Source organism: Pseudomonas sp. 910_23 (genome assembly GCF_052850795.1).
The window spans coordinates 69,930-85,836 of sequence record NZ_VXCZ01000004.1 but is presented as its reverse complement, the minus strand read 5'-3'; the positions used below and the strand labels follow the sequence as shown (position 1 = coordinate 85,836).

Below are 15,907 nucleotides of genomic sequence, written 5' to 3'. Positions count from 1 at the left end.
CATGGCCGAAAGCGAGAGTGGTCAGGACAAAACAGAAGACCCCACGGAGAAACGTAAAAAGGACTCCAGGGAAAAGGGCGAGATTGCACGCTCCAAAGAGCTCAACACCTTTGCCACCATGATCGCCGGTGCCGGTGCCTTGCTGATCTACGGCGGGGGCCTGGCGCTGGACTTGCTGGAGATGATGAAACACAACTTCAGCTTGCCTCGCGAAGTGTTGCTCAACCCCGACGCCATGGGCCAGTACCTGCTGCACTCAGGCAAAATCGCCCTATTGGCGGTGCAACCGATCTTGATCACCTTGCTGCTCGCCGCGCTGATCGGCCCCGTTGCCCTCGGCGGCTGGTTGTTTGCCGCGGGCAGCATGGCGCCCAAGTTCAGCCGCATGAACCCGGGCGCTGGGCTCAAGCGCATGTTCTCCGCCAAGGCCCTGATTGAATTGCTCAAGGCCCTGGCCAAGTTTTTCCTGATTCTGTTCGTGGCGTTGGCGGTGTTGTCGTCCGACATCGACGACTTGTTGCGTATCGCCCATGAGCCGCTGGAGTCGGCGATCATCCACAGCGTGCAGGTGGTGGGCTGGAGCGCGCTGTGGATGGCCCTCGGGCTGATTCTGATCGCCGCCGTGGATGCGCCGATCCAGCTGTGGGAAAGCCACAAGAAACTGCTGATGACCAAGCAGGAAGTGCGTGACGAACACAAGGATCAGGAAGGCCGGCCCGAGGTCAAGCAACGCATTCGCCAGCTGCAGCGCGAAATGTCCCAGCGCAAGATGATGGCTTCGGTACCCGACGCCGACGTGATCATCACCAACCCGACCCACTACGCCGTGGCCCTCAAGTACGACCCGGAGAAGGGTGGCGCACCGATGCTGTTGGCCAAGGGCAGCGACTTCACCGCCCTGAAAATCCGCGAAATCGCCGTGGCCAACGACATTCTGCTGCTGGAATCGCCGGCGCTGGCGCGCTCGATTTTCTATTCCACCGACCTCGACCAGGAAATCCCTGCCGGGTTGTACCTGGCCGTTGCACAGGTACTGGCCTACGTTTACCAAATCCGCCAATACCGCGCCGGCAAGGGCAAGCGGCCTGATCCGCTCAAGGATTTGCCGATACCGCCGGATTTGCGTCGGGATTCCTGAGCGTAGCGGCATCTGTATCCGCTATGCGACATAACAGGTGGCGCGCAGCTCTGTGTGGTCCGAAGAGCATGACTTACGAGCCCTTTGACTCTTCATTCTTGAACACAAACACAAGTTGCAAAGGCGAGGGTGCTGGATTTTCACCGCGGGTGCCGAATAGCTCCATACGGTTATCCACTACTGCAAAGGCGTGGCGTGGCCCGGTAGTAACCCCGATTTCACCCGGTGTTTCCAAATCCTCAAGGGATGCAGGCTTGACATGATTCGTCAACCCAAGTAGCTCGTACCCTTCCCAGGGAGCATCCCCATCGTTAAGGCTTTTCACGCCATGGGCGTAACTTTGACTGGCACGACCATCGTTATTCTCGATTTGTGCTCGCTTGGCCGCCACCGCGTACATAAAGTTAGCGTCTTTGAGCATCTCCGGATCATCGCCTTTAAATCCTGAGTTGCGAGCGGCGAACTGCAACTCGCTTTTTGACAGGAACAGCTGGAAACCATCGCGCATGGTCACTTTATAGCCGTCAGCGACTTCCGTTACCTCCTTAAATACATCCGTAGGTTTTTGACCAAAATGCAGCATTGCCGCCTTTATCCAGGAAGTAATAACGCAGTTGCCTTCATAGCCTTGACTGAAACCAGTCCAGATATTCTGTGGCTTTTTGCCGGGTTCAGACCGATCGGGATGATAGCGGTAGAAGCTATCGGCCTTCATCAGGGGCTTGTCACTCATGACCTCGCCCGCTGGGTAAAGACTCATGTCGACCCCTTGGACATTGCTGCCGCCATCCCCTGGAATTCCGCGCGGGTCTGATGTCCAGCCCCCCCTTACCAAATTGATATCGTCCTGCAGGCGTTTGAAGCGTTCAGGAGACAGGGTTGATTCAAAGCGCTGTAGATAGGCTTGCAGATCTTTTTTCGGCATCACCTTGAGTTTTTCGATCAACTTATCGAAGTCCGCAGGTGAACTCACCTCATTACCTAAAATCTCGAATAGTGTGTTTTTCAGGTCCGGCATCAATTTAGTTTCGCCAGTCGACGGTGGTGTCGCCCAAGCGCGTTCAGCAGGAGAAGACGTTGTTTCTGTCGGTGGGTTAAAGCTGCTGGAAAAGGACTGAGGTGTTACTGAGTCAATACCCATAATTTCTCCGCTAGTTTTTCATCACTCATCCACCCCAGAGAGACGGACTTTAAAGAGCTAGTCGCTCAGCGGGTTGAGTGACAAAAAATGTCGTAGCGGTTCCATACAATTTTTAGCCTTGAGCCCGCTAGCGCGGTTGGGAAACGTCAAAATACCTATCCTCATGCCTCACAGCTCAACCCGGTCTTACCTGTCAACTTTGACAGTAGCCATTCCGCGGCCTTCACTGTTTGATACAGCTATGAGGCGCGCAGCCATGCGCGGCTCGGGAGGCGGTGATGGATAGGGGCACGGTCAGGTGGTTCGATGCGGTCAAGGGCATTGGTTTTATTGCTCGGGATCGCGATGGCAATGCGGTTGCCGTCCAATCGACGAATGTCAAATGCGCCGAACCCCCGCAAGCGCCTGCCAAGCAGCGCAAACCCCGCAAACGCAAAAAGTCAGGGGATGCATGATCCGCAACATTGCCATACCTACACTCACTGGAAGCCCGCGTCTACCTGTCAACTTTGACAGTAGCCAAAGGGCGCTGCCCGCTGTTTTATTACCCTCCATGCACTGCGCGTATGTAGTAAACGAGATGCAGGGAGAGCGGTTGTGAAGGTGGTTACGGGTACGGTCAGGTATTACGTCTGGCTCAGAGGCGATTGGTTGATCAAGCCCGATGGCGGGGGAGAGGATGTGTTTATCAATGGCAGAGACTGGCGTTGCACTGCGCTGTGGTTTGGCAAGCGCATGGAGTTCCAAATGGTCCATCGACCCGAGGGTATTTATGCGTTGCCCGTCAAACTGTGCAACCCAGGTGAACCGGGTCTCAAGTGAAGTGTAGGGAGAATGGCAATGGCAACTGGCACGGTGAAGTGGTTTAACGCGGAGAAGGGGTTTGGTTTTATTACCCAAGATGATGGAGGGCCCGATGTGTTTGCCCATTACTCGGCAATTGCGACGGCTGGGTACAAAAGCCTGGAGGAGAATCAAAAAGTAGAGTTTGACATCACGCAAGGTCCAAAAGGCCCACAGGCTGAGAATATACGGCCAGTTTAGAAACTGAATCACAGGTGGGAGCTGGCTTGCCTGCGATGGCTGACTCACAGCCAATATCCCAGTGGCTGACACACCGCAATCGCAGGCAAGCCAGCTCCCACCCTTATCCGTATTATCCGCTGCTTGCTTTGCCCGCCATTGTGGCGCCAAGGTGCAGGCGATCAGCCAGTAATTGCGCCAGTTCGATCAACTGCGCAACGCCGAGCAATTCCTCTCGTTATGGGGGAATTTGGGGCGGGTTTGATCACTGTGAAGCTCCTTTTATTGAAAGGGAGATGGTGCTTTTGCTCCTAGGTAATCCGGGCCGCGACGCCCGTCCGCTGCGTTTGCAGCGGTGTACGGAGACTAGACAGCGCATTTCCTAGGGGCAACCCCAAATCCTTGTCAGAAATTTCCTCGGTAGCATCGACCGCACACAGCTAAAAATGTGGGAGGGGGCTTGCTCCCGATAGCGGTGTGTCAGGCACCTGATCCGGGCCTGACCGCTATCGGGAGCAAGCCCCCTCCCACACCTGATTTGTATACAGCCAGCCACACTCAGTTGATTAACCAGCAGTAGCGGCCCCATTGGCAGCTCTACCACTCGTCGGGAACCAGTGAAAAACTGTCAATATTGACAGTACTCCGCGCTGTGTTTCTACGCTTAGATAAGGGTGTGTCACCGCACAAGGGGTGCGGTACCGATGAACAAAGGAGAGTCATCATGCCTTCAGGAAAAATTAAGGTGTTCGACCCTAGCAAAGGGTATGCAATTGTCGTAGATGATCGCGAGCAGGCTCAATATGACGCTTGGAGAACTGACTCGCGCGACAGCTTCGATTCACTTTCAGTTAATAAGTCAGTGACATTCGATACCCAGTGGAAAGCTGACGAGGGCAAATATGTTGCGGTAAATGTTGTCCTCAGTTAATTGACTTGCGGTAGAAAATCTATCCATCGGTATTCTCTCTCTTGAGCAAAAGTTGGAAGGCTTCTTGCAACCCCGCCTCCAAGTCGCCTCCCAGCGTCAAAACTTTGCTTCAAGGACACGAGGAATACCGGTGGTAGATCGCTCTCAAATGCTCAACACGGCCCGTGGCACCCTGACTGACCTGTCGCGGGGCAATCTGGGTGTGCCGTTGTTGTTGCTGGTGATGCTGGCAATGATGATGTTGCCGATGCCGCCGTTCCTGCTCGATGTGTTCTTCACCTTCAACATTGCCCTGTCTGTCGTCGTGCTGCTGGTGTGCGTGTACGCGCTGCGGCCGCTGGATTTCGCGGTATTCCCGACCATTCTGCTGGTGGCGACCCTGCTGCGCCTGGCGCTGAACGTGGCGTCCACGCGGGTGGTGATGCTTCACGGCCAGGACGGCCATGCCGCTGCCGGTAAGGTGATCCAGGCGTTCGGTGAGGTAGTGATCGGCGGCAACTACGTGGTCGGTATCGTCGTGTTCGCGATCCTGATGATCATCAACTTCGTGGTGGTGACCAAGGGCGCCGGGCGGATTTCCGAGGTGAGCGCGCGGTTTACCCTCGACGCCATGCCCGGCAAACAGATGGCCATCGACGCCGACCTAAACGCCGGCCTGATCGACCAGAACCAGGCCAAGTCACGCCGGGCGGAAGTCGCCCAGGAAGCCGAGTTCTACGGCTCCATGGACGGTGCCAGCAAATTTGTGCGCGGCGACGCCATCGCCGGCCTGCTGATTCTGTTTATCAACCTGATCGGCGGCATGGCCGTCGGTATCTTCCAGCACGGCATGACCTTCGGTGATGCGGGCAAGGTGTACGCCTTGCTGACCATCGGTGACGGTTTAGTGGCGCAATTGCCATCACTGTTGTTATCGACAGCTGCGGCCATCATGGTTACCCGCGCTTCGGGCTCCGAAGACATGGGTAAGCAGATCAGCCGCCAGATGTTCGCCTCGCCCAAGGCACTGGCCGTGGCGGCGGGTATCATGGCGATCATGGGCATCGTGCCGGGTATGCCCCACTTCTCGTTCCTGAGCATGGCGGCCCTGGCCGGCGGCGCAGCTTACCTGTTCTGGAAAAAGCAGAACGCGGTCAAGGTCCAGGCCCAGCAAGAGATTGCCCGCCAGCAGGATCTGCTGCCATCCCCGGCCCGCGCCCAGGAAACCAAGGAGCTGGGCTGGGACGATGTGACCCCGATCGACATGATCGGCCTGGAGGTCGGCTACCGCCTGATCCCGCTGGTGGACCGCAACCAGGGCGGGCAATTGCTGGCGCGGATCAAGGGCGTGCGCAAGAAGCTGTCCCAGGACCTGGGCTTTTTGATGCCCACCGTGCATATCCGCGACAACCTCGACCTGGCCCCCAGTGCCTACCGCCTGACCCTGATGGGCGTGATCCTGGCCGAAGCCGAGATCTACCCGGACCGCGAGCTGGCGATCAACCCCGGGCAGGTGTTCGGCACGCTCAACGGCATTACCGCCAAAGATCCGGCTTTTGGCCTGGAAGCGGTGTGGATCGAAGTCAGCCAGCGCAGCCAGGCGCAATCGCTGGGTTACACCGTGGTGGATGCCAGCACCGTGGTTGCCACGCACCTCAACCAGATTCTCTACAAGCACTCCCACGAGCTGATCGGTCACGAGGAAGTCCAGCAATTGATGGGCTTGCTGGCCAAATCCTCACCGAAACTGGCCGAAGAGCTGGTGCCGGGTGTCCTGACACTGTCGCAGATGCTCAAGGTGCTGCAAGCGCTGTTGGCCGAGCAGGTGCCGGTGCGTGACATTCGCAGCATTGCCGAGGCCATCGCCAACAATGCCGCCAAGAGTCAAGATACTGCCGCTCTGGTGGCGGCGGTGCGCGTCGGATTGTCCCGTGCAATCGTGCAAAGCATTGTAGGCATTGAGTCCGAGCTGCCTGTGATCACCCTGGAACCCAGGTTGGAACAAATATTGCTCAATAGTATTCAGAAGGCAGGGCAAGGCCAGGAAGAGGGCGTTTTGCTGGAGCCGAGCATGGCTGAAAAGCTGCAGCGTTCGTTGATCGACGCCGCACAGCGCCAGGAAATGCAAGGCAACCCGGTGATCCTGCTGGTGGCCGGCCCGGTTCGGGCGATGTTGTCGCGGTTTGGACGCCTGGCTGTACCGAATTTGCACGTGTTGGCTTACCAGGAAATTCCTGACAATAAGCAAGTGACTATCGTCGCGACAGTTGGGCCCAATGGCTGAGGTAGTGGGTTATGCAAGTTAAGCGTTTTTTCGCCGCCGATATGCGTCAGGCCATGAAACTGGTCCGTGATGAGCTGGGCGCCGATGCCGCGATTATCGGTAACCGTCGTATCGCCGGCGGTGTCGAGCTGACGGCTGCCCTGGATTACACGCCGCAGGCGCTGGCCCCGCGCGTGCCGAACATGGAGCTCGAAGACGAGCTGCGCAAGACCGCCTCGCGCATTGTGTCGGCCCAGGCTGAACTGAGCATGCGCGGTGACAGCGATGCCAGCACCAATCGCCAGTTGTTTGCCGGCTTGCCGCTGACCGCCGCCGAGCCGCTGGTAGAGCCGACATTTGTCGAACCGCCGCGTCCAGCCGCGCCCGCCCCGGCTGCTGCTGTCGACCAGCGTGTGTTCGATTCGATGCGCTTTGAACTCAATGGCCTGCGTGAACTGCTGGAAGTGCAGCTGGGCTCGTTGGCCTGGACGCAACTGCAAGGCAGCAAGCCCCAGCAAGCCAACTTGTGGCGCCGCCTGCAACGCATCGGCTTGTCCGGCCCTTTGTCCCGCGACCTGCTGGCCTTGACCGCCGAAGTCGAAGAGCCGCGTCAGGCCTGGCGCATGTTGCTGGCGCACTTGGCGCGCATGATCGCCACCCCGGAAATCGAACCCCTGGAAGAGGGCGGTGTGATTGCCATGGTCGGCCCCGCCGGCATGGGCAAGACCACTACCCTGGCCAAGCTGGCCGCACGCTACGTACTCAAGTACGGCGCACAGAATATCGCCCTGGTGAGCATGGACAGCTACCGCATCGGCGCCCAGGAGCAGCTCAAGACCCTGGGCCGCATCCTCAATGTGCCGGTGACGCACGTCGACCCGGGCCAGTCCCTGGCCAATGCCCTCGACCCGCTGCTGCGCAAGCGCGTGGTGCTGATCGATACCGCCGGCCTGCAAGCCAGCGACCCGGCCCTGCGTATGCAGCTCGAAAGTCTGGCCGGGCGTGGCATCAAGTCGAAAAACTACCTGGTGCTTGCAACCACCAGCCAGAAACAGGTTCTTACCGCCGCGTACCATAGTTACAAACGCTGCGGTCTGGCCGGCTGCATCCTCACCAAGCTCGACGAAACCGCGAGCCTGGGCGAAGTGTTGAGCCTGGCCATCAGTCATGAATTACCGGTCGCCTACCTGACCGACGGGCCGCGGATCCCTGATGATCTGCATCTGCCGCGCCGTCATCAGTTGGTCAGCCGTGCCGTCAGTGTGCAAATGCAAGAAGAGCCTAGCGAGGAAGCGATGGCCGATATGTTCGCCGACCTTTACCACCACCCGGCAAAACGGGTCGGTTGAGGCAGGATGAACACCGTGAAATGTACCTACATCGATGGTCTGCAAGCGTTTCAAGCGGCCAAGCCATGTAGCCTGCGTCTAAGCAAGACAAGGTAAAGAAATAAAATGGGCAGCATGCATCCCGTACAGGTGATCGCGGTGACCGGCGGCAAAGGTGGCGTCGGCAAAACTAACGTGTCAGTGAATTTGTCCCTGGCCCTGGCAGAGCTTGGCCGTCGCGTCATGCTGCTGGATGCTGATTTGGGCTTGGCGAACGTGGACGTTCTGCTGGGGCTGACACCCAAACATACCCTTGCCGATGTGATCGAGGGCCGCTGTGAGCTGCGCGATGTGCTGCTCCAGGGGCCCGGTGGCATTCGTATTGTGCCGGCTGCCTCGGGCACCCAGAGCATGGTGCACCTGAGCCCCGCGCAACATGCCGGGCTGATCCAGGCCTTCAGTGATATCGGCGACAACCTCGACGTGCTGGTGATCGACACCGCCGCCGGGATCGGCGAATCGGTGGTCAGCTTTGTGCGCGCCGCGCAGGAGGTGCTGCTGGTGGTGTGCGACGAACCCACTTCCATCACCGACGCCTACGCGCTGATCAAACTGCTTAACCGTGACTACGGCATGAACCGCTTTCGCGTGCTGGCCAACATGGCCCAGAGCCCGCAGGAAGGGCGCAACCTGTTCGCCAAGTTGACCAAGGTCACGGATCGCTTCCTCGATGTGGCTTTACAATACGTCGGCGCAGTTCCCTATGACGAGTGTGTGCGCAAGGCCGTGCAAAAGCAGCGTGCGGTCTACGAAGCGTTCCCTCGTTCGAAATGCGCACTGGCGTTCAAGGCCATTGCCCAGAAGGTCGATACCTGGCCGTTGCCCGCCAATCCGCGGGGGCATCTGGAGTTTTTCGTCGAGCGTTTGGTGCATCAGACGAGTGCGGGACCGGTGCTATGACATCCAGCGGCTACAACCTTTACAAAAAGTCGGCACGTGACAGCCAGGGCGAATTGATCGAGCGCTATGCGCCTCTGGTCAAGCGCATTGCCTATCACCTGTTGGCGCGCCTGCCGGCGAGCGTGCAGGTCGAGGACTTGATCCAGGCTGGCATGATCGGCCTGCTTGAAGTGTCGACCAAATACGACGCGAGCAAGGGTGCGAGTTTCGAGACGTATGCGGGTATCCGTATTCGTGGCGCAATGCTCGACGAGGTGCGTAAAGGCGATTGGGCGCCGCGTTCGGTACACCGCAATACCCGCATGGTCAGTGATGCAATTCGTGCAATTGAAGCAAAAACCGGTCGTGACGCTAAAGATCATGAAGTTGCGGCCGAACTCCAATTGAGTCTCGACGATTACTACGGGATTTTGAACGATACCTTGGGCAGCCGCCTGTTCAGTTTCGACGACCTTTTACAGGACGGCGAACACGAAGGGCTGCACGAGGACGGCGCGAGTGCACATCTTGAACCGTCGCGCGATCTGGAAGATGAACGTTTCCAGAAAGCGTTGGCGGACGCGATTGCCAACTTGCCCGAGCGTGAGCGCCTGGTGCTGGCGCTGTACTACGACGAAGAGCTGAACCTCAAGGAAATCGGTGAGGTCCTGGGGGTCAGCGAGTCGCGTGTCAGCCAATTGCATAGCCAGTGCGCAGCCCGCTTGCGGGGGCGATTGGGAGAGTGGCGCGCGCGCTGACAGGCAGTGTGGGGACACTGCAGACGCTACCGCGAAACCGCAGGGTTTTGCGGGTGAGTACCGTGGTGCCCTGGGCAGTCCTTTTTGTGTAACGCCTGTTGATTGAAATGGCGCGTCCAGGTGCTGGGCGCGTTTAAGACTGCTTGGAGGTCGAATTGGACAAGAACATGAAAATCCTCATCGTTGATGACTTCTCAACGATGCGGCGGATCATTAAAAACCTGTTGCGTGACCTTGGGTTCACCAACACGGTCGAGGCGGATGACGGCCTGACGGCGATTCCGATCCTCAACAGCGGGAGCATCGACTTTCTGGTAACCGACTGGAACATGCCGGGTATGACCGGTATCGACCTGCTGCGCCATGTGCGTGCCGATGAAAAACTGCGCAGCCTGCCTGTGCTGATGGTGACCGCCGAAGCCAAGCGTGAACAGATCATCGAAGCCGCCCAAGCCGGGGTCAACGGTTACGTGGTCAAGCCATTCACGGCACTGGCCTTGAAAGAGAAGATCGAGAAAATCTTCGAACGCATCCACGGCTAATGCCATCGCGGGGGAGCTATGGAGCATAACGAAACGTCACAGGGCGACTTTGAGTCGACCCTGAAAAAACATGCTCACCAGTTGGTCGACAGCCTGGAAAAAGGCCAGTTCGCCGATGCGGTGCAGTTGATCCATGAGCTTAACCAGACCCGTGACCGCGGCCTGTACCAGGAAGTGGGCAAGCTCACACGCGAGCTGCACAGTGCAATCGTCAATTTCCAGATTGACCCGCGCATGCCCCAGGCCGAAGAAATTTCCCAGATCACCGATGCCACTGAGCGCCTGTCGTATGTGGTCAGGCTGACCGAGGCCGCTGCCAACCGCACCATGGACCTGGTGGAAAACGCCACGCCTCTGGTCAACGGCATGGCCAGCGAAGCCCAGGCCCTGAGCCTTGACTGGGGCCGCTTCATGCGCCGTGAAGTGGGCGCTGAGGAATTTCGTGAGTTGGCGCGTCGGGTCGACGGTTTCCTGTCGCGCAGCGAGCAAGAGAACCGTACGGTGGCGAGCAACCTCAACGACATTCTGCTGGCCCAGGATTACCAGGACCTCACCGGCCAAGTGATCAAGCGCGTGACCCAGTTGGTCACCGAAGTGGAAAGCAACTTGCTCAAATTGGTGCTGATGGCCGGCCAGGTCGACCGTTTTGCCGGCATCGAACACGACCGCGAAGCGATCCTCTCGGAAAAAGATCCACAAAAACATCTCGCCAAGGGTGAAGGTCCGCAGATTCATGCCGATAAACGTGAAGACGTTATGTCAGGTCAGGATGACGTAGATGACCTGTTATCCAGTTTAGGCTTCTAAGGAGCACACCCATGAGCTTCGGCGCCGATGAAGAAATCCTTCAGGATTTCCTTGTAGAGGCCGGCGAAATTCTAGAGCAACTGTCCGAGCAACTGGTCGAGCTGGAAAGCCGACCGGATGATGCGAACCTGCTCAATGCAATTTTTCGCGGTTTTCACACTGTAAAAGGGGGCGCCGGCTTCCTCCAGCTCCATGAACTGGTGGAGTGCTGCCACATCGCCGAGAACGTGTTCGACATCCTGCGCAAGGGTGAGCGTCACGTTGATTCGGAATTGATGGACGTGATTCTCGAAGCACTGGATGCGGTCAACGGCATGTTCAGCCAGGTGCGTGAACGTGCGCCCATCACGGCGGCTACCCCGGAACTGCTGGCCGCCCTGGCGCGCCTGGCTGAACCGGCTGCTGCTGCGCCGGTTGTGCAAGCGGCGCCTGAGCCGGTGGTAGAAGCCGAGCCGGACGTGACCGACAGCGAGTTCGAACAGCTGCTCGACTCGCTCAATGCGGTCAAGGCCGAGGCTGAAGCGCCGGCTGCACCTGTCGCCACGCCGACCAGCGAAGACATTACCGACGCAGAATTCGAATCCCTGCTCGACCAGTTGCATGGCAAAGGCCAGTTCGCGGCCGATGCCGTGGCCCCTGTGGCGCCGCCGCAAGTGCCGGATGCCAATGCCAGCACCGACATTACCGACGATGAGTTCGAAGCACTGCTCGACCAACTGCATGGCAAAGGCACCTTTGTGGCCGAAGCCCTGCCGGAAGTCGCGGCCACGGCTGCCGCCCCGACCACCAAGGCCGGGCCTGCCGACGACGGGCTGATCTCCGATCACGAGTTCGAAGCGCTGCTGGACGAGTTGCACGGTAAAGGCAAGTTCACCGAAGTGGCCCCGGCTGCCGCCGCAGCGGTCGCCACTGCCGCACCGGCGGCTGCCAAAGCACCTGCGCCAGTCGCCAAGCCAGCACCCGCGCCGGCACCTGCCCGTGCAGCGGCACCGGCCGCGGCGGAAAAGCCCGCCAGTGAAGCCGAAACCACCGTGCGGGTCGATACCGCACGCCTGGACGACATCATGAACATGGTCGGCGAACTGGTGCTGGTGCGTAACCGCCTGGTGCGCCTGGGCCTCAACAGCGGCGACGAAGCCATGCAAAAGGCCGTGTCGAACCTCGATGTGGTCACCGCCGACTTGCAAACCGCCGTGATGAAAACGCGGATGCAGCCGATCAAGAAAGTCTTTGGCCGCTTCCCGCGCCTGGTCCGCGACCTGGCGCGCCAGCTCAAGAAAGAAATCAACCTGGAACTGGTGGGCGAAGAAACCGACCTGGATAAAAACCTGGTCGAGGCCCTCGCCGACCCGCTGGTCCACTTGGTGCGCAACGCGGTCGACCACGGGGTAGAAACCCCGGAAGAACGCGAAGCCGCCGGCAAGTCGCGTAACGGCAAGGTGATCCTGGCCGCAGAGCAAGAGGGCGACCACATCCTGCTGTCGATCACCGATGACGGCAAAGGCATGGACCCGACCATCTTGCGCAATATCGCGGTCAAGCGCGGCGTGATGGACAAGGACGCCGCCGACCGTCTGACCGACACCGAGTGCTACAACCTGATCTTCGCCCCGGGCTTCTCGACCAAGACCGAGATTTCCGACGTGTCCGGCCGTGGCGTCGGCATGGACGTGGTGAAAACCAAGATCAGCCAGCTCAACGGCTCGATCAACATCTACTCGACCAAGGGCCAGGGCTCCAAGATCGTCATCAAGGTGCCGTTGACCCTGGCGATCATGCCGACCCTGATGGTGATGCTGGGCAACCAGGCGTTCGCTTTCCCGCTGGTCAACGTCAACGAAATTTTCCACCTCGACCTGTCGCGCACCAACGTGGTGGACGGCCAGGAAGTGGTGATCGTGCGCGACAAGGCATTGCCATTGTTCTACCTCAAGCGTTGGCTGGTGGCGTCGGCCAAGCATGAAGAGCAGCGTGAAGGCCATGTGGTGATTCTGTCCGTGGGCACCCAGCGCATCGGCTTTGTGGTCGATCAACTGGTGGGCCAGGAAGAAGTGGTGATCAAGCCTTTGGGCAAGATGCTGCAGGGCACCCCGGGCATGTCGGGCGCAACCATTACCGGTGACGGTCGGATCGCGTTGATTCTCGATGTTCCAAGCATGCTCAAGCGTTACGCCGCACGGCGTATTTGATTCTGGTGGGGCAGGGCGGTCATGCCCGCCCCACCTAACGGAGTGTTTATGGCAGTCAAGGTCCTGGTGGTGGACGATTCGGGTTTCTTCCGCCGCCGCGTCTCGGAAATTCTTTCCGCCGATCCAACGATCCAGGTGGTCGGCACGGCCACCAACGGTAAAGAGGCGATCGATCAGGCCATCGCGTTGAAGCCGGACGTGATCACCATGGACTACGAGATGCCAATGATGGACGGCATTACCGCCGTGCGTCACATCATGCAGCGCTGCCCCACCCCGGTATTGATGTTCTCGTCGCTGACTCACGAAGGCGCACGGGTGACCCTCGACGCGCTGGATGCCGGCGCGGTGGACTTTCTGCCGAAGAATTTCGAAGACATCTCGCGCAACCCCGACAAGGTCAAGCAGATGCTGTGCGAGAAGGTGCACAGCATTTCCCGCAGTAACCGTCGCAGCCTGTTCAGTGCACCTGCGCCGGCACCTACGCCTGCGCCCGTAGCGGCTGCACCGACCTCATCGTTTGCACGCCCGGCCCCTGCGCCGGTGGCTCGGCCTGCGGTGGCGCCGGTACGTGCCGCCGCTGTACCGAGCACCCATTCGCCAGCGCCCAAGCGCAAGGCTTACAAGCTGGTTGCCATCGGTACCTCCACCGGTGGCCCGGTGGCCTTGCAGCGGGTGTTGACCCAGCTGCCGGCCAACTTCCCGGCGCCGATTGTGCTGGTGCAGCACATGCCCGCGGCGTTCACCAAGGCGTTCGCCGAGCGCCTGGACAAGCTGTGCCGGATCACCGTCAAGGAAGCCGAGGATGGCGACATCCTGCGTCCTGGCCTGGCGCTGCTGGCGCCGGGTGGCAAGCAGATGATGGTGGACGGCCGTGGTGCGATCAAAATCCTGCCGGGCGACGAGCGCTTGAACTACAAGCCGTGTGTGGATATCACCTTCGGTTCGGCGGCCAAGTCCTACGGTGACAAAGTTCTGGCGGTGGTGCTCACCGGCATGGGCGCCGATGGCCGTGAAGGCGCACGCCTGCTCAAGCAAGGTGGCAGCGCCATCTGGGCCCAGGACGAAGCCAGCTGTGTGATCTATGGCATGCCCATGGCCATCGTCAAGGCTGACCTGGCTGACGCGGTCTACAGCCTGGACGACATCGGCAAGCATCTGGTGGAGGCCTGCCTCTGATGGATGTCTTGAGCCTGATCGGGATCACCATGGCATTTGTCGCCATCATCGGCGGCAACTACCTCGAAGGCGGCCACCTCGGCGCCCTGGCCAATGGCCCGGCGGCGCTGATCGTGATTGGTGGCACCGTGGGCGCGGCGCTGTTGCAGTCGCCGCTGAGCTCGTTCAAGCGGGCCATGCAGATCCTGGTGTGGATCATTTTCCCGCCACGGGTCGACCTGCCCGGCGGCATCGACCGCGTGGTCAACTGGAGCCTCACTGCCCGCAAGGAAGGTTTGCTGGGCCTGGAAGGCGTGGCCGATGCCGAGCCCGACAGCTACGCACGCAAGGGCCTGCAATTGCTGGTGGACGGCGCTGAGCCGGAAGCGATCCGCAGCATCCTGGAGGTGGATTTCTACACCCAGGAAAGCCGTGACATCAATGCGGCCAAAGTCTTTGAAAGCATGGGTGGCTACGCGCCGACCATCGGCATCATCGGCGCGGTGATGGGCCTGATCCACGTGATGGGCAACCTGGCTGATCCTTCGCAACTGGGCAGCGGTATTGCCGTGGCGTTTGTGGCGACCATCTACGGCGTGGCCAGTGCCAACCTGGTGCTGTTGCCGGTGGCCAGCAAGCTCAAGTCGATTGCCATGCGCCAGTCGCGTTATCGCGAAATGCTGCTTGAAGGCATCCTGTCGATTGCCGAAGGTGAGAACCCGCGCTCCATCGAATTGAAGCTCCAGGGCTTCATGGATTGATGGGGAGGAACCGCCTGTGAGCCGTCGCCGTCGCGAGCCTGAAGAACATGTCAACCACGAGCGCTGGCTGGTGTCCTACGCGGACTTCATCACCTTGCTGTTTGCGTTTTTCGTGGTGATGTATTCGATTTCGTCGGTCAACGAAGGCAAGTACAAGATCATTTCCCAGGCGCTGGTGGGCGTGTTCAACGATACCGAGCGTGCGCTAAAGCCGATTCCCATCGGTGACGAGCGGCCCAAGACCGTCACCCCGGCCAAGCCGCTGGTTAACGACAGCGATGAGATCGCTGCCGGTGTCGGCGGCACCAGTGACCCGCTCAAAAGCATCGCCGACGACATCAGTGCCGCCTTTGGCGACCTGATCAGTTCCAATCAGATGACCGTACGCGGCAACGAGTTGTGGGTGGAGATCGAACTCAACTCCAGCCTGTTGTTTGCCAGTGCCGATGCGTTGCCCAGTGACCAGGCGTTCACCATCATCGACAAGGTGGCGGCAATCCTCAAACCGTTTGAAAACCCGATCCACGTGGAAGGCTTCACCGACAATTTTCCCATCAGCACCGCGCAGTACCCGACCAACTGGGAACTGTCATCGGCCCGTGCATCGAGCATCGTGCGCATGTTGGCCATGCAGGGTGTGAACCCTCAGCGGCTGGCGTCGGTGGGCTATGGTGAATTCCAGCCGGTGGCCAATAACGCCACAGTGGAAGGGCGGGCACGCAACCGCCGGGTGGTGCTGGTGGTGTCGCGCAACCTGGACGTACGTCGCAGCCTGACCGGCACCGGCACGGCCAATGCAACACCGGATGCGGCGTTGAAGCGCGCTGGCACACAAACTGCACCGGCCCCTGCAAAGTCGCCGGTTCGGGCAAGCGCCGTCAATTCTCCGTCACCGGCTCAATAACCTTATGCCATGTCTCGGTCGCGCCTGTGCCCGCCGGGAGGAACCA

The 15,907-nt window shown here is 59.5% G+C and carries 15 protein-coding genes and 1 pseudogene; 14 read left to right on the top strand and 2 right to left on the bottom strand.

The features are described 5' to 3' along the window. Position 1 precedes the first annotated feature (1 nt). Positions 2 to 1,138 carry a flagellar biosynthesis protein FlhB gene (flhB, locus tag FW800_RS06055; protein WP_057700898.1) on the top strand — a complete coding sequence of 379 codons (1,137 nt, stop codon included), beginning with the start codon at positions 2 to 4 and terminating at the stop codon, positions 1,136 to 1,138. Between the two features lie 73 nt (positions 1,139 to 1,211). Here flhB and FW800_RS06050 read toward each other — a convergent pair whose 3' ends face one another. Beyond that, positions 1,212 to 2,279: a hypothetical protein gene (locus tag FW800_RS06050; RefSeq protein WP_446437219.1), complete on the bottom strand. Its 1,068-nt coding sequence runs from the start codon at positions 2,277 to 2,279 to the stop codon at positions 1,212 to 1,214. Positions 2,280 to 2,876: 597 nt separating this feature from the next. Here FW800_RS06050 and FW800_RS06045 point away from each other — a divergent pair. Next, positions 2,877 to 3,101, top strand: coding sequence for a hypothetical protein (locus FW800_RS06045; protein ID WP_032880067.1), 225 nt, complete (start codon positions 2,877 to 2,879; stop codon positions 3,099 to 3,101). 18 nt (positions 3,102 to 3,119) lie between these two features. Next, positions 3,120 to 3,323 carry a cold-shock protein gene (locus FW800_RS06040; RefSeq protein ID WP_032880068.1) on the top strand — a complete coding sequence of 68 codons (204 nt, stop codon included), beginning with the start codon at positions 3,120 to 3,122 and terminating at the stop codon, positions 3,321 to 3,323. Between the two features lie 112 nt (positions 3,324 to 3,435). Here the strand turns inward: FW800_RS06040 and FW800_RS06035 are convergent. Continuing rightward, positions 3,436 to 3,540, bottom strand: a pseudogene (locus FW800_RS06035) (DUF6124 family protein); the annotation flags it as partial. Between the two features lie 486 nt (positions 3,541 to 4,026). Here FW800_RS06035 and FW800_RS06030 point away from each other — a divergent pair. The 11 genes from FW800_RS06030 (at position 4,027) to motD (ending at position 15,861) form a co-directional block, all read left to right on the top strand. Next, entirely contained in the window at positions 4,027 to 4,233 is a 207-nt protein-coding gene (locus FW800_RS06030) for a cold-shock protein (protein ID WP_446437218.1), read from the top strand. Between the two features lie 148 nt (positions 4,234 to 4,381). Continuing rightward, entirely contained in the window at positions 4,382 to 6,496 is a 2,115-nt protein-coding gene (gene flhA, locus FW800_RS06025) for a flagellar biosynthesis protein FlhA (protein WP_446437298.1), read from the top strand. Between the two features lie 11 nt (positions 6,497 to 6,507). Further along, entirely contained in the window at positions 6,508 to 7,824 is a 1,317-nt protein-coding gene (flhF, locus tag FW800_RS06020; RefSeq protein ID WP_005790047.1) for a flagellar biosynthesis protein FlhF, read from the top strand. A 105-nt stretch (positions 7,825 to 7,929) separates the two neighbouring features. Continuing rightward, the gene (fleN, locus tag FW800_RS06015) at positions 7,930 to 8,763 is read left to right on the top strand and encodes a flagellar synthesis regulator FleN (protein ID WP_003192912.1); all 834 of its coding nucleotides are present in this window, start codon (positions 7,930 to 7,932) and stop codon (positions 8,761 to 8,763) included. Continuing rightward, positions 8,760 to 9,500 carry an RNA polymerase sigma factor FliA gene (fliA, locus tag FW800_RS06010; protein ID WP_005790042.1) on the top strand — a complete coding sequence of 247 codons (741 nt, stop codon included), beginning with the start codon at positions 8,760 to 8,762 and terminating at the stop codon, positions 9,498 to 9,500. Before fleN ends, fliA begins: the two co-directional genes overlap by 4 nt. 167 nt (positions 9,501 to 9,667) lie before the next feature. Beyond that, positions 9,668 to 10,042, top strand: a complete 375-nt coding sequence (locus FW800_RS06005) for a chemotaxis response regulator CheY (RefSeq protein ID WP_003192908.1) — start codon at positions 9,668 to 9,670, stop codon at positions 10,040 to 10,042. An 18-nt stretch (positions 10,043 to 10,060) separates the two neighbouring features. Next, a complete protein-coding gene (locus FW800_RS06000; RefSeq protein ID WP_032880071.1) occupies positions 10,061 to 10,849 on the top strand; it encodes a protein phosphatase CheZ in 789 nt (262 codons plus the stop codon). A gap of 11 nt (positions 10,850 to 10,860) precedes the next feature. Beyond that, positions 10,861 to 13,038 carry a chemotaxis protein CheA gene (locus FW800_RS05995; RefSeq protein WP_446437217.1) on the top strand — a complete coding sequence of 726 codons (2,178 nt, stop codon included), beginning with the start codon at positions 10,861 to 10,863 and terminating at the stop codon, positions 13,036 to 13,038. Positions 13,039 to 13,086: 48 nt separating this feature from the next. Next, positions 13,087 to 14,217, top strand: a complete 1,131-nt coding sequence (locus FW800_RS05990; RefSeq protein ID WP_446437216.1) for a protein-glutamate methylesterase/protein-glutamine glutaminase — start codon at positions 13,087 to 13,089, stop codon at positions 14,215 to 14,217. Next, positions 14,217 to 14,957 carry a flagellar motor protein gene (locus tag FW800_RS05985; protein ID WP_005790033.1) on the top strand — a complete coding sequence of 247 codons (741 nt, stop codon included), beginning with the start codon at positions 14,217 to 14,219 and terminating at the stop codon, positions 14,955 to 14,957. The genes FW800_RS05990 and FW800_RS05985 overlap by 1 nt, the downstream gene beginning before the upstream one ends. Before the next feature lie 16 nt (positions 14,958 to 14,973). Beyond that, positions 14,974 to 15,861, top strand: coding sequence for a flagellar motor protein MotD (gene motD, locus FW800_RS05980; protein WP_446437215.1), 888 nt, complete (start codon positions 14,974 to 14,976; stop codon positions 15,859 to 15,861). Positions 15,862 to 15,907: the final 46 nt, after the last annotated feature.

Coding starts and splice junctions, on each gene's coding strand:
- flhA (WP_446437298.1), top strand. CDS start 4,382: ATGCTCAACACGGCCCGTGGCACCCTGACTGACCTGTCGCGGGGCAAT.
- FW800_RS05985 (WP_005790033.1), top strand. CDS start 14,217: ATGGATGTCTTGAGCCTGATCGGGATCACCATGGCATTTGTCGCCATC.
- fliA (WP_005790042.1), top strand. CDS start 8,760: ATGACATCCAGCGGCTACAACCTTTACAAAAAGTCGGCACGTGACAGC.
- FW800_RS05990 (WP_446437216.1), top strand. CDS start 13,087: ATGGCAGTCAAGGTCCTGGTGGTGGACGATTCGGGTTTCTTCCGCCGC.
- FW800_RS05995 (WP_446437217.1), top strand. CDS start 10,861: ATGAGCTTCGGCGCCGATGAAGAAATCCTTCAGGATTTCCTTGTAGAG.
- flhF (WP_005790047.1), top strand. CDS start 6,508: ATGCAAGTTAAGCGTTTTTTCGCCGCCGATATGCGTCAGGCCATGAAA.
- FW800_RS06000 (WP_032880071.1), top strand. CDS start 10,061: ATGGAGCATAACGAAACGTCACAGGGCGACTTTGAGTCGACCCTGAAA.
- FW800_RS06050 (WP_446437219.1), bottom strand. CDS start 2,279: ATGGGTATTGACTCAGTAACACCTCAGTCCTTTTCCAGCAGCTTTAAC.
- fleN (WP_003192912.1), top strand. CDS start 7,930: ATGGGCAGCATGCATCCCGTACAGGTGATCGCGGTGACCGGCGGCAAA.
- FW800_RS06005 (WP_003192908.1), top strand. CDS start 9,668: ATGAAAATCCTCATCGTTGATGACTTCTCAACGATGCGGCGGATCATT.
- FW800_RS06040 (WP_032880068.1), top strand. CDS start 3,120: ATGGCAACTGGCACGGTGAAGTGGTTTAACGCGGAGAAGGGGTTTGGT.
- flhB (WP_057700898.1), top strand. CDS start 2: ATGGCCGAAAGCGAGAGTGGTCAGGACAAAACAGAAGACCCCACGGAG.
- FW800_RS06030 (WP_446437218.1), top strand. CDS start 4,027: ATGCCTTCAGGAAAAATTAAGGTGTTCGACCCTAGCAAAGGGTATGCA.